Raw genomic sequence first — 10,728 nt, 5'->3', positions numbered from 1 at the left:
CGAGTACGGCAAGATCGACGTGTTGTGGTTCGATTTCAGCTATCCGTCGCGGCCGGGATACATCGGCAAGGGTCGGCAGGACTGGGGCAGCGAGAAGCTGTACAAGATGGTCCGCGAGCTTCAGCCGCAGGTGATTCTCGACGACCGGCTTGACCTGGCGGACGGCTGGGACATCAAGACACCCGAGCAGTTCCAGCCGCGGGAGTGGGTGACGGTGGACGGTCAGCCGGTGGTGTGGGAGGCGTGCCAGACGTTCTCCGGGTCGTGGGGGTATCACCGGGACGAGGAGTCGTGGAAGAGCATCGACCAGTTGGTTCAGATGCTGGTGGATACGGTGAGCAAGGGCGGCAACCTGCTGCTGAACGTCGGGCCGACGGGGCGCGGGGAGTTTGACGAGCGGGCGTTGGACCGCCTGCGCGGGATGGGCGAGTGGATGAAGCGGCACAGCCGGAGCATTTACGGCTGCACGGCGGCGCCGAAGGGTTTTGCGGCCCCGACGGATTGCCGGCTGACGTACAACCCGGACACCAAGCGTCTGTACTGCCACGTATTCGCGTGGCCGTTCATCCAGCTCCACCTGGACGGTCTGGCGGGGAAGATCGAGTACGCCCAGCTTTTGCACGACGCGTCGGAGGTCAAGATGGCGGAGCCGCCGCCGCACCAGACGGCGATCGAGAGCATCGACCGGAAGACGGTGACGCTCCATCTGCCGGTCAAGAAGCCCAACGTGACCGTACCGGTGATTGAGCTGTTCCTCAAGTAACCGGGCATCTGACGATCATTCATCATCCAAAGCCCGTCGCCGTTTGGCGGCGGGCTTTTGCGTTTGGCGTCGCATTTCGGTTGAAACTCGGAGCGGACGCGGACACACTACCGCCAAAACAGTGCATTCACTACCGGAGAATGAGCGATGCAAGCTACCACGCGTCAGCGGCTGGTAATCCCTGTCGCCACGCGTCCGACCGATGCGGACGGCGATCTGGTGTTGAGTCCCGGCGAATCGGTTGCCATTGCGTATCGGCATGACCGGCGGTCCGGCGAAGGGCTTCCACGCCGTTTCGCCCTGCGGATCGTGGGCGAGGCGGGTCTGGCGTGGCGGGAGCGGTGCGAACCGGAGCAGCCGCTGATCTGGTACCGGTCGATCGAGGACGCCTTGCGCCGCGACGCGATGTGCGGCGAGGAATACAGCCTGGTGTTGGAAGGGCGCGGCGAGCCGTTCGAGCGCAATGCGTTTTTTCGGATTCCCAGCAACGAGATACCCAGACGCTGCAAGTCGCTGGAGTTTTCGGTCCAGGTTCGTCCCGAGGGGCTCCGAATCGACGAAGGCGGGTGGGCGCGGGCGGCGTTGGAGATCTATCACCACAAGGGCGGCCGGCACGGCGATGACGTGTACGAGAAGCCCGACCGCGTGGTGGCCCTCGACGTTGCGTCCGGGACGCGCGGGTGGACGACCTTGAGCAAGCGCCTGACCGGGATCGAGAAGATCGCGAGTATCCTGGTGCGAGTGGGCGGATACCGGTTCCGCGGTTTGGTACGATTCGCCACGCCGCAGCTTGTGGTGCCCGGGGAGGGTAACCTGATCAGCCCGTTTCGGCCGGAGTCGAACTATCATCCGCATCGCAACTGGCTTGGCGAGAACCTGTCTCGCAAGGAGTGGCCGGAGTTTCGCCTGACGGTTAATCGGCGGGAGGTTTTTCGCGGGCCGGTGTTCTGTCCGATCGTGCGGGACCCGGACGTCGAGTTCGCGATTCCCGAGCAGGTGTTGAAGGCGGGCGTCAATCGGCTGGAACTGACGCTGCTGGCTGACTACCCGACGGCCCCGGTGTACGTGCTTCGACGGGCGGAGATGGTTTCGCAGACGGCCCGCGACTTCGAGATCGCGGCGGTGCCGGAGTATGGCGTGGCCGGTCAGACGACGCCGATCCTCGTCGAGGTGAACCGCCCTACCGTCACCCTTCGGGCTTCGACGGGCGAGACGTTCAAGCTCGAGCGAGGGCTTGGCGTGGTCCACCTGTCCGCAGATCAGCTCGCTGAGCGCATTGAGCTGACCGACGGCAAGCGGTCTGAGACGGTGTCGATCGAGCGGACGGTGGTCAAGGGCGGCCAGGACGTGCTGCTGGGGACCGGCGACGCGGTGTATGTGCCGCAGACGGTGGAGGCTTTTGGCGCGTACCTGAAGTGGTACATGGCGCATCGGATCGGCAACTTTGTCACGTTTCGGCCGGTGTATCGGTGGTGCGGGTCGCGTGTGTTCGACCGTGAGGCGTGGACGTTTGCCCGCGGATTGCTGGATCGGCTTGGCGTGAGGTATGCTCACATGGTCGACGGCCGGGAGCTGCCGGGCAAGGACGTCAACCCGCCGGTCGAGCTTCTTGCGGGGCCGAACTTCGTCGGCCGTCAGTCGCACGAGTGCGACGGGGCGTTCAACTACTGGGGCTCGCGAACCGACGATCCGCTTTTCGGCGACATCTTTCATCGCTCGAAGGATCCCGACGGGATCGAGCCGGGGGTTCACCCCGTCCGGGAGCAATGGCGATACTTCCTGTTTCAGAACACCGTCGCTCACGAGGACATGAGGACCGGGGCGCAGACGTTCGTCGAGCGGCTGCGGTACATCGCCCGGTATTCGACCCGGCACACCGGGCCTTCGGCGTTGTTTCGGTATTTCTATCAGGCGGGTCTGGAGTTTCTTGGGGCGGAGACGATGTACAGCGCCGAGGACGTGGTGCTGGCTTCGGTTCGCGGAGCGGCTCGGGCGTACGGCAAGAGTGAGTTCGGGGCGCACCTGGCCGTGCAGTGGTCGAGCACGCCGCTGGACGATCCGGCGCACTTCCGGCGGTACTTTTTGTCGCTGGCGTGCTGCTATCTGCAGGGCGTGACGCAGATCAACACGGAGGAGGGGTTGTACCGGATGGAGAACCTGTACGCCCGCGAGGATCGGTTCGGCGCGGCGTGCAGCGGGCATCGGGAGGCGCATGCGATCGTGCGGCGGTTTATCGAGACGCACGAGCGGCGCGGGACGCTGCGTGCGCCGATCGGGGTGCTGCAGGGCCGGGACTGCGGCTGGACGTGTTTTGCCCGCGGACGGGTGTGGGCCCAGGAGGCGGAGTCGATGCGGTTCGGCCCGCCGGAGGAGAGCTTCGACCTGCTGAAGGTCTTTTATCCGCGGTGCCGGCTTGACGGCATCTATCGCAGCGATTGTCCACAGGAGCCGCAGGGGTGGTATTCGGGGACGCCGTACGGGCCGGTCGACCTGCTGCCGGTAGAGGCGCCGCTGCGGGTGCTTAGGACGTACAAGGCGTTGGCGTTTCTCGGCTGGAATACGTTCCAGGAGAAGGATTTCGCCGCTCTGTTGGAGTACGTCCGAGCCGGAGGCACGCTTTTGCTGGCCCGGCCGCACGTTTCGATCAACACCAAGCGGTTTGAGCCGTCGAACGTGCCGTCGTCGAAGAGCCTTCGCCAGTTGCTGGGCGAGGCGCTGCGAGCCGGCGGCCGCGTGGAGCGGGCAGTCGGGCGCGGCAGGGTCATCTTCTACGGGCAGGACCTGTATCCAGCCGATGCGGCCGTCCGCAGGTCGTACGAGAACGATCTACGCACCGTCGCGAAGCAGCAACTCGCCGAGGAGCGGCGTCGCGGATGGATCGAGGGGTCGGAGGATACCGACTTTGCCGTGTACGACGCGGGCGATTTGCGGATTGCGTATCTGCTGAATGTCGCATGGTGGGATCATCAGTCGCCGTCGCGGGCGCGGCTGCTGTTGCAGGAGAAGTCGTTCCCGCTCACGGTTCCGTTTGGGCGGATACAGATGGCGGCGATGGTTGGGCCTTGGGCGTTGGTGCCGGAGAATTCCGACGTCGATATCGTGGAGGCTGCGGGCGACGAGGGGCGTGCGGCGTTTTTGACCCAGGCGGACGGGCCGAGCGTCTATACGGTCTGCTGCGCCGAGGCGCCTCGCAAGGTCATCGTCAGCGTGGATGGAAAGGTCGTGCCGGTGGAACGCGTTTCGTCGGGACGGTACAGGTTCACAGCTTCGCCGGGATCACTGGCGATCAGCGTGTAGTGCAACACCGGAAGCGTCACGTTCGTTGCGCTGGGCTACGTTGAATTCTACGTTTTTCTCTTGACTCTACTGCGTTATGATGCTATACAACAATCATCTTGGTCAACCCAGGTCTTTTGCGAAAGGAGGCACATGATGAGTGTTCAGAGCATGCACAGCGTGGATGGGGCCGCCTCCGATCTGGGTGTCGAGTCGGTCTAGCTCCGAGAGGCTTGAGGTCAACCGAATCCTGTTCCTTTGTTTTGATGCGTTTGCGTTGATCGTGCGCTGATCGGATCGCACCGAGACTCCCCCCCTTCCCCCGATCTTTTCCGGCGGTTGTTTTCCCAGAACGTAGTTTGACGCCGTCCGTGCGTCCGCTGGTCGCCTTGTAGGCCCGGCGCGACGTTGACAGGGATGGTTTGCGCATAGAACGAAAACGAAGTCTTGTGACGAAAGGACGCCTATGCAGCCCATTGTGATTGGTGCGCAGCGACGTTGGCGATATACGCGAGAGCAAGTCAAAGGAGAGAACCTTGAAGCGATATTCACGATCGCATGCGCACGCGGACGGCCCGGGCGAGGCGTTCGTCTGCGAGCATTGCGGGCAGTTCGTCCCTTCGGCCGGCGACGGCACGGAGCATCGCAACCACTGTCCGCGGTGCCTCTGGAGCCGCCACCTGGACCTTCGGCCGGGCGATCGGCGCTCGCCGTGCCGCGACCTGATGGAGCCCATCGCGGTGTGGGTGCAGCCGAACGGCGAATGGTCGGTGGTGCATCGCTGTCGTCGGTGCAGCGCCGTCCGCACGAATCGGATCGCGGGCGACGACAGCGAAGTGGCCCTGATGTCGTTGGCCGTCCGGCCGCTGGCAAGGCCGGCGTTTCCACTGGATCGGCTATATCCGGAAAAGCGCGCTTTGGGTCAATGACCGACGGTCGGTCGAAATCTGTTTGCCCTTTCGGGCGGAAAGGAGGTGTATGGTGAAGGTAGAAGCGTCAATGGGTAAGCGTGAGGAGGTTTGCCGTTAGGCGATCGTCTCACGTGCGGTCCGGCCGCGCCCTTGGCGGGGCGCGGCCGGGCCACCCTGCCTTTGGGGCGCGGGAATGCAGAAGCAGAAGGCCAGCGACAAGTCTGGGTCCCATGTGAGGATGAGTCCAATGGAGATGCGTGATTTTGACTTTTCACAGGCCAACGCACACGATGCATCGTCGATCTTTGAGAAATGGAAATGGGTGAGGCACGGATCGATACATCTGGATGATGGTTTCACCCTCATCGCGTCGCGCGGTGGCGAGATCGGGGGATTCATTTCCGTACAATGGCGGACGCTGCCGGCGCCGCTGAACGGCGCTGACGAGGGTTTCATCGACATTATCGAGGTTCAGGAGAGCGTGCGGCGAGAAGGGATTGGCCGGCGGCTTATCCAGATGGCCCAGATGAGGTGCCGGGAGCGCAAGGTGTACCAGTTGCGGGCGTGGAGTTCGGAGGACAAGAAGGAGGCGATACCGATGTGGCACGCGCTCGGGTTTGGCCTGTGTCCGGCGACGGAGTATCCCAAAGGCCAGCCGGTACGCGGGTATTTCGTCGCGAAGCCGATATGTTCGACGCAAACGGAGGCTGTGGCATGACGCTGACGATCGAACGGGCACAGACGCACGAAAGGCTGTTGGTCGAGAGGCTGCTGCAACTGCATCTCTACGAGGGCGGAGCGGAGCCTGGGCCGGATGGTGTGATCGATTGGGGGGAGCCGCTGGACAAGTTCTTCTCAGACCGGAGCTGCGTGCCGCTGCTGTTTCGAGAGGATGGGAAACTGGTGGGATTCGCGTTGGCCAAGTTGAACCGCAAACCGCCAGGGCCGGATGGGAAGACGGCGGTATCGACCCATTTCATCGAGGAGTTTTTCGTTCTTCGCGGTCACCGGCGGAAAGGGTTGGGGACGCGGGCGGTGGAGTTGCTGTTTGGCCGGTTTCCCGGCCGATGGATGACGACGACGTGGCCGGGCGGAACGGCGGATCGGTTCTGGCGGTCGGCGGTGATGGGCCGCCACGGTGCAAGAGGGCGGGAATACGGGCCGGGCGAGCATCAGGGCTTTCCGGGGCAGTACGTGTGGGTTGTTGAGCCAATGATTGAAGGAGACCGACAGTGACCGAGCTGACCGTGGAGTTATTGACGCAGGCTGATGATGCGACCATCCGGGATCTCGCACTTCTGGAGATCATCGCGTGGGGCCAGATGCCGGATACGGAACGGGTCGAGGCGAGGAAGCGGGATCTGGGCGCAGAGATCGGCCGACCGAATTTCGCTGCGAAAGGCTTTTTCGTGGGAAGGCAATCCGGGGCCGTGCGCGGGGTGTGCCGGATCGAGCCGATGCGGGACACCGACGACGAATGAATGGTGGTCGGTCTGACGGTTCATCCCGATCACCGGAAGTTGGGAATTGCCCGAGTGCTCGTGCGGGCATGTATCCGGTTCGCGGGCTCGCGTGGGGCAAGTGTGATCCGATCCATGACGCACCGGGATAACCAGGCGTCGATTGCGTTCCACAGGGCTGTCGGCTTTGCGGATGAGGACGGATTCGTCGCACCCGACGGCGATGAAAAGGTCGCTTTCTCGATGGCCGTCGCGGACCAAGCCGGGCAGGAGAGGCGTCTTGAACCGAACGATTGAATTCCTTGATCGATGCTGGGCGGCGAGCCTTGGGTGTTCGGTCTCGCAGTTGCGGGACGGCGGCCGACATGTGGTGCCCATTCCACGTTCAACGGGAGACGTGAGGAGGCCGTGGCCTTTGGCCCCTGATTCTGTTGCCATGATGACGTACGGTCAGGGATGGGTGCTGTCGGTGCCTGAAGCACTCGTGGAGAAGGCCGAAGCGTCGTGCAACCGGAAGAGCTTTGCCGAGATCGCCCGCGAGGGCGACGGTCAGCAGGAGTTGTGGTTTGTTCGCGGGGCCAGAGATGAGGAACGGGCGACGGTGCGGAACGTGGCGAACTACGAGCCGCTGAGCACGGTGGCTGAGTCGCTTAAGGTGTCCGTATGGTCGCACTACTTTCATTGGTATTGCGATGCGGCGTCGTGGTCCGGCCGTCCTACCGGAGCATACGTGCGTCTCATACAGAAAGAGGACCAGGACGTTTGGGGGCAGTGGCTTCGATGGCCGGGGCCGTCGTGGGGATTGTCGTCGAAGAGTTCGGACACGTACGAGGCGTTTGGATACGTGCTCGATGGCCGGCTGGTATCGGTGGCACAGGTGGTGCTCGGCCCGGAGGATTTCGCGTGGGACTTCGGCGTGTACACAATGCCGGAGTTTCGCGGTCGCGGCTTTGCCGTGGAAGCTTGCAGGGCAGCCACGGAGAGCATCATCGGGCATGGGCGCGTTCCGTGGTACTACTACAATCACTACAATACCCCGTCGTCGCGGCTGCCGCGGAAGCTGGGGTATTTTCTTTATTCGGAGGCATTGGTGAGTCATGGCGGATGAGCCATTCAGAAGCGGTCACGCTGAGGCGCGTTGGCGAGGAAAGGACTTGCCAGCACCCGACGCCGGCAATGTTGTTATGATGGCTGACGGCAATCCAGTAGTATCCGGAGAATCTCTATGACCATGTCAAAGCGGGAGCTTCAGGAGCTTTTGACGGTAGAGCGGTTCGGGCGGGCGAGTGCATATGACGCGGAATGGGTGGTCGCCAACGAGATGGGGCCGAACGCGCTGTGGCTGGCCGAGTGGTTGTGCGAGGTGATGGACCTGCAGCCGGGGATGCGGGTGCTGGACATGGGGTGCGGCAAGGCCCTCAGTTCGATCTTTCTGGCCAGGGAGTTCGGCGTGCAGGTGTGGGCGACGGACCTGTGGATTCCCGCAGCCGAGAACTGGCGGCGGGTGCGCGAGGCCGGGCTGGAGGATCGCGTGTTTCCCATTCATGCTGAGGCGCGCGCTCTGCCGTACGCTGACGAGTTTTTTGACGCGGTCGTGAGCCTTGACAGCTACCACTACTATGGCACCGACGTGCACTATCTGGAGTTCCACATGCTCAAGCTGCTCAAGCGCGGCGGGCAAATCGGCATCGTCTCGCCCGCGTCACCGCAAGAGGTGCCGCACCCGCGCCCGGATCATCTGGACGAGGAGTGGCACTGGGTGCAGTCGGTCGCGTGGTGGCGGCGGCACTGGGAGCGATGTCGGGGGCTCGAGGTCAGATCGTGCGAGGCGGTACCCGACGGCTGGGAGTACTGGGTCCGCTGGTTGGAGATGATGCTGGCGTCCGGCCGGGAGAACCGTCCCGGCGAGTCCGCCGACGAACTGGCCCAGCTTCGAGCCGATCAGGGGCGGTATCTGGGTTTTGTGCGAATGATCGCGGAGAGGAAGTAGGTGCGTGTCATGTCGCCCTGCAAGCTGTCAAAACTCGTTGAGTTCGGGATCGACGATCTGCTTTTGCTGGAGGAGTTTCAGATCGGTTATCTGCCGGGTTATGCGCCGGAGCGGGAGCTGGCGGCTGTGTTGTGGGCGCGTCCGTACATCGAGAGCTTCCTGACCAGGAAGTGCCCGGCGGTGGCGGGTTTCGTCGGGCAGATCAAATCCCGCTTCGGTCCGGCCGGTTCGGAGGCGGAGGTGTCGCGGTGCGCGTGCACGCTGCTGGCTGGGATCGACGATCTGCTGGTTTACAACAAATATCCTGAGGTGTACGACGGTCTGGCGTTCCACGGCTGGGACTTTGGCGAGATCACCGGGATCGTTGATCTGCGGGACAAGGTGGTGATTGACGGCGGGGCCGGTACCGGACGGGTGGCGATGGAGGCGGCGAGGACCGCGCAGTGCGTCTTTGCCGTCGAGCCAGTGACCCGGCTTCGGGCGTTCATGCGGGAGAAGGCCTGTCGGGCGGAGCTTGGGACCCTTTTCGTGGTCGATGGTTTTCTCGATGCGATTCCGCTGCCGGATGGCTTCGCCGACGTGCTGATCACGTCTCACGCCCTCGGCTGGCGGCTTGACGGTGAGTTGCGGGAATTCGAGCGTGTTGTGAAACTTGGTGGCTGGATCGTCCACTGTCCCGGCACGGCCCTCGGCCGCGATGATGCAACGCACCACACACTGATCGAGCCGCCGTGGAGCTATCGCTGGTCGATCTACGACGAAGCCGACGGGCCGAAGCGGAAGTACTGGAAACTACGAGGGGCAGATGCACTCAAGGAATAGAGGATGGTGGGTGAACCTGCGGGTTTGCCGCGGAACCATCGGCCTACGAGTGACTCGGCGGGCGGAAGGTGGGAAGACAGGGCACGGATTGGAAGGCTGTGGTGCTTCAGACGTGGATTTCGAGGATGTCGCCGTCTTCCAGGAGGTAGTCTCTGGGGACTTGCTGGCCGGCGTATTTGTTTTCGCCCCAGATTCGGGCGAACTTGAGGTGTTCGGCGAAGTCGCGGTGGATTTCGCGGGCGAGGTCCAGGACGGTGGAGCCGGACTTGAGGGTGAACGGGCGGTCCATGTCGGGTTTCTGGCCGGGCGGTTTGGCGTAGACGCGCACGACGTCCAGAAGCTGCCAGATGCGAGCGAGGAGGCGGTCGAGGTTTTCGCCGCTCTTGGCGGAGACGGCGAGGAACTCGAGGTCCGGATAGAGTTCGTGGAGGGTGGCGGCAACTTCGTCCTGCCCGGCGAACAGGTCTCGCTTGGTCACGACCACCAGCAGCGGTTTTTCCCAGACGACCTGGTCCTGCTCGGCCAACGCCTCGTCGGAGGCTTGCTCTTCCGCTTTCGCGTCCGCGTGCGGACGGGCGGGCATGATCTTGCGATCCTCGAGCAGCCGCAGTCCGAGGTCGAGCTGATCGAGCGAATCGGCGGCTGAGCCGTCGATAACGAGGCAGATGACGTCCGCGTTGCGGATGGCGCCCGGCATTCCGGGCGGAAAGCCCTGGTCGGTGTACGGCGGCATGTCCACCAGTTGGATCTGCACGTCCTCGTAATTCGCCATGCCGGGCACCGGTACGTGGGTCGAGAACGGGTAGCTTTCAACCACGACCGGGGCGTTGGACAGCGCGGCCACGATCGCGCTCTTGCCGGCGTTGGGCATGCCGATCAGGACGGCTTGGCCGGCTCCGGATCGCTCGACGTGGTAAGGGTCGAAGTGCTTGGCCTTCTTGGTCGACGCCTGGGCGGCTCGCATGCGGGCGATGCGGCTCTTGATGTCGGCCTGCATCTTCTCGGTGCCCTTGTGCTTGGGGATGGTGGCGAGCATCTGTTCGAGGGCGGCGAGCTTTTCCTCCGGGCTGGTCGCCTCTCGATAGGCGGTTTCCGCCTTCTGATAGTCAGGCGTCAGATTGGCCGGCATGGTCGCACCCGTACAAAGCCGTCAGGCGATCCTCCACCCGTGATCGCCCCTTGTTGTATTATAAACGCTCCGGCGACGGTCGGCAATCGCCAAGCCGCCCAACGGTATGGCCCTCGCCGCTGCCGCGGTTTACAATGGTCAGTGCGGAGGGTTGGAGCTTTGGGCGAGTTGGAGGACGGTAATATGGTGCAGAGATGCATCTGGGCGGCTGCGGTCGCGGCGGCGCTGCTGGCGGGCGGCTGCGACGAGTACAACCGGGCGGACATTTCGGATGACGGGCGGTACATCGGTTTCAGTTACGGGCGGAAGGGGTTTGCCACCGACAAGAGCTCCGAGATCTACCTTTTCGAGGTGGAGAGGATCGAGCTTACGCGGCT

12 protein-coding genes are annotated in these 10,728 nt (G+C 63.5%); 11 read left to right on the top strand and 1 reads right to left on the bottom strand.

The window, feature by feature from the left end; genetic code table 11:
• The 10 genes from GXY33_05845 to GXY33_05800 all read left to right on the top strand — a co-directional run.
• Nucleotides 1–763: alpha-L-fucosidase (locus GXY33_05845; protein NLX04646.1), on the top strand; the 763-nt coding region annotated here is incomplete at its 5' end.
• A 147-nt stretch (nucleotides 764–910) separates the two neighbouring features.
• Entirely contained in the window at nucleotides 911–4,060 is a 3,150-nt protein-coding gene (locus GXY33_05840) for a hypothetical protein (protein NLX04645.1), read from the top strand.
• A gap of 515 nt (nucleotides 4,061–4,575) precedes the next feature.
• On the top strand, nucleotides 4,576–4,968 hold the full coding sequence (locus GXY33_05835; protein ID NLX04644.1) for an RNHCP domain-containing protein: 393 nt from the start codon (nucleotides 4,576–4,578) through the stop codon (nucleotides 4,966–4,968).
• A 175-nt stretch (nucleotides 4,969–5,143) separates the two neighbouring features.
• On the top strand, nucleotides 5,144–5,668 hold the full coding sequence (locus GXY33_05830) for a GNAT family N-acetyltransferase (GenBank protein NLX04643.1): 525 nt from the start codon (nucleotides 5,144–5,146) through the stop codon (nucleotides 5,666–5,668).
• Complete coding sequence (locus GXY33_05825; protein NLX04642.1) at nucleotides 5,665–6,186, top strand: GNAT family N-acetyltransferase; 522 nt, start codon at nucleotides 5,665–5,667, stop codon at nucleotides 6,184–6,186. Before GXY33_05830 ends, GXY33_05825 begins: the two co-directional genes overlap by 4 nt.
• Nucleotides 6,183–6,431, top strand: a complete 249-nt coding sequence (locus tag GXY33_05820; protein ID NLX04641.1) for a hypothetical protein — start codon at nucleotides 6,183–6,185, stop codon at nucleotides 6,429–6,431. The genes GXY33_05825 and GXY33_05820 overlap by 4 nt, the downstream gene beginning before the upstream one ends.
• Nucleotides 6,432–6,707: a GNAT family N-acetyltransferase gene (locus tag GXY33_05815; protein ID NLX04640.1), complete on the top strand. Its 276-nt coding sequence runs from the start codon at nucleotides 6,432–6,434 to the stop codon at nucleotides 6,705–6,707. It abuts the gene before it with no gap.
• A gap of 139 nt (nucleotides 6,708–6,846) precedes the next feature.
• Nucleotides 6,847–7,518, top strand: coding sequence for a hypothetical protein (locus GXY33_05810; protein ID NLX04639.1), 672 nt, complete (start codon nucleotides 6,847–6,849; stop codon nucleotides 7,516–7,518).
• A 123-nt stretch (nucleotides 7,519–7,641) separates the two neighbouring features.
• Nucleotides 7,642–8,400: a methyltransferase domain-containing protein gene (locus tag GXY33_05805; GenBank protein ID NLX04638.1), complete on the top strand. Its 759-nt coding sequence runs from the start codon at nucleotides 7,642–7,644 to the stop codon at nucleotides 8,398–8,400.
• Nucleotides 8,401–8,409: 9 nt separating this feature from the next.
• On the top strand, nucleotides 8,410–9,222 hold the full coding sequence (locus tag GXY33_05800) for a class I SAM-dependent methyltransferase (protein NLX04637.1): 813 nt from the start codon (nucleotides 8,410–8,412) through the stop codon (nucleotides 9,220–9,222).
• A gap of 106 nt (nucleotides 9,223–9,328) precedes the next feature.
• On the opposite strand, the gene GXY33_05795 is transcribed toward GXY33_05800, so the two are convergent.
• Complete coding sequence (locus GXY33_05795) at nucleotides 9,329–10,351, bottom strand: TGS domain-containing protein (protein ID NLX04636.1); 1,023 nt, start codon at nucleotides 10,349–10,351, stop codon at nucleotides 9,329–9,331.
• Nucleotides 10,352–10,534: 183 nt separating this feature from the next.
• On the opposite strand from GXY33_05795, the gene GXY33_05790 reads away from it, so the two are divergent.
• Nucleotides 10,535–10,728, top strand: a 194-nt coding sequence (locus tag GXY33_05790; protein NLX04635.1) for a hypothetical protein, incomplete at its 3' end; no start/stop codon positions are given.

The organism is Phycisphaerae bacterium (genome assembly GCA_012729815.1).
GTDB lineage: Bacteria > Planctomycetota > Phycisphaerae > JAAYCJ01 > JAAYCJ01 > JAAYCJ01.
Note: the sequence above shows the minus strand (reverse complement) of the source record. Positions and strands in the feature narration are given on the sequence as shown.

What these genes read in the sequence shown, in the direction of transcription:
- GXY33_05805 (NLX04638.1), top strand. Translation starts at nt 7,642, where the DNA reads ATGTCAAAGCGGGAGCTTCAGGAGCTTTTGACGGTAGAGCGGTTCGGG.
- GXY33_05815 (NLX04640.1), top strand. Translation starts at nt 6,432, where the DNA reads ATGGTGGTCGGTCTGACGGTTCATCCCGATCACCGGAAGTTGGGAATT.
- GXY33_05825 (NLX04642.1), top strand. Translation starts at nt 5,665, where the DNA reads ATGACGCTGACGATCGAACGGGCACAGACGCACGAAAGGCTGTTGGTC.
- GXY33_05840 (NLX04645.1), top strand. Translation starts at nt 911, where the DNA reads ATGCAAGCTACCACGCGTCAGCGGCTGGTAATCCCTGTCGCCACGCGT.
- GXY33_05830 (NLX04643.1), top strand. Translation starts at nt 5,144, where the DNA reads ATGCAGAAGCAGAAGGCCAGCGACAAGTCTGGGTCCCATGTGAGGATG.
- GXY33_05810 (NLX04639.1), top strand. Translation starts at nt 6,847, where the DNA reads ATGATGACGTACGGTCAGGGATGGGTGCTGTCGGTGCCTGAAGCACTC.
- GXY33_05795 (NLX04636.1), bottom strand. Translation starts at nt 10,351, where the DNA reads ATGCCGGCCAATCTGACGCCTGACTATCAGAAGGCGGAAACCGCCTAT.
- GXY33_05800 (NLX04637.1), top strand. Translation starts at nt 8,410, where the DNA reads ATGTCGCCCTGCAAGCTGTCAAAACTCGTTGAGTTCGGGATCGACGAT.